The sequence below is a fragment of the Vibrio chanodichtyis genome (genome assembly GCF_028863985.1).
In the GTDB taxonomy this organism is placed as follows: Bacteria; Pseudomonadota; Gammaproteobacteria; order Enterobacterales; family Vibrionaceae; genus Vibrio; species Vibrio chanodichtyis.
In genome coordinates this window covers 1-1,252 of the sequence record NZ_JARBFT010000036.1, presented here as the reverse complement: position 1 = coordinate 1,252, position 1,252 = coordinate 1, and the positions used below count along the sequence as shown (strand labels likewise).

Annotated in this window: 1 protein-coding gene; it reads left to right on the top strand. The window is 43.2% G+C overall.

Annotation, left to right across the window (positions count from 1 at the left end; translation table 11 throughout):
• The first annotated feature begins 65 nt into the window (after nucleotides 1-65).
• Nucleotides 66-1,243 (top strand): IS3 family transposase gene (locus PUN32_RS13975; protein WP_274723735.1). Its coding sequence is split into 2 segments (ribosomal slippage): nucleotides 66-324 and nucleotides 324-1,243, totalling 1,179 coding nucleotides; the frame shifts between segments, so codons are not numbered across the junction.
• The last annotated feature ends 9 nt before the right edge of the window (nucleotides 1,244-1,252 follow it).

The following is a 1,252-nucleotide window of genomic DNA, read 5'->3' as shown; positions in this document are numbered from 1 at the left end:
GTACGGTGAATTTGGTCACTTAATTAGAGGTGATATTATCATCTCATAAGTTAATAGGTGACATTATGACAAAACGTACAAGACGGCTATTTAGTGCCGAATTCAAACTGGAAGCGGCACAATTAGTGCTCGATCAAAACTACTCAGTGACTGAAGCGGCTCAAGCCATGAATGTAGGTAAATCTACGATGGATAAGTGGGTTCGCCAATTAAAACAAGAGCGCCAAGGCAAAGCACCCAAAGCGTCACCAATGACGCCTGAGCAAATTGAAATTCGTGAATTAAAAAAGAAGCTCGCTCGTCTTGAAGAGCATAATGAAATATTAAAAAAAGCCACGGCTCTCTTGATGTCGGACTCACTGAACAATTCTTGATGATCAAGAAACTCAAGCAGAGCCACAGCATAAAAACATTATGTGAAGTCTTCAATGTTCATCGAAGCAGTTATAACTATTGGCTGAAACGGCCAACAGAAATAAAGGCGGAAACCGTAAAACTTCGTAGTTTGATTAGCGAAGCTTATACGGCAAGCAATGGTTCTGCAGGAGCAAGAACCATTGCTGATATTGTAACAAACCAAGGCGTGAGTCTGAGTCGTTACCGAGCAGCAAAGCTGATGAAAACGCTGGGATTAGTGAGTTGCCAAGTCCCAAAACATCGTTACCGTAAAGCCTCACAAGAGCATATTGAAATCCCGAATCACTTAGATCGTCAGTTTGCTGTCACGGCACCAAATGAAGTCTGGGTGGGTGACGTGACCTATATTTGGACGGGAAATCGTTGGATGTATTTAGCAGTAGTCATCGACCTTTTTGCTCGAAAAGTGATTGGTTGGGCAATGTCAGTATCACCTGATACACGATTAACAGGCAAAGCGCTTTCGATGGCTTATGAGTCTCGTGGAAAGCCTAAAGGCGTCATGTTCCACAGTGATCAAGGCAGTCACTATACGAGTCGTCAATACCGTCAATTACTGTGGCGTTTTCAAATAAAACAAAGTTTATCTCGCCGAGGAAATTGCTGGGATAATGCGCCGATGGAGCGCTTCTTTAGAAGCTTGAAAACGGAATGGGTTCCAACAGTAGGTTATCGTAGCTTTGCAGAGGCTCAACAAGAGATCATCCGCTACATTATTGGATATTATAGCCAGCTCAGGCCGCATCAGTATAACGGTGGCTTGACACCCAATGAGTCAGAACGATTGTATTGGGAAAACTCTAAAACCGTGGCCAATTTTAGTTGACCACTACAG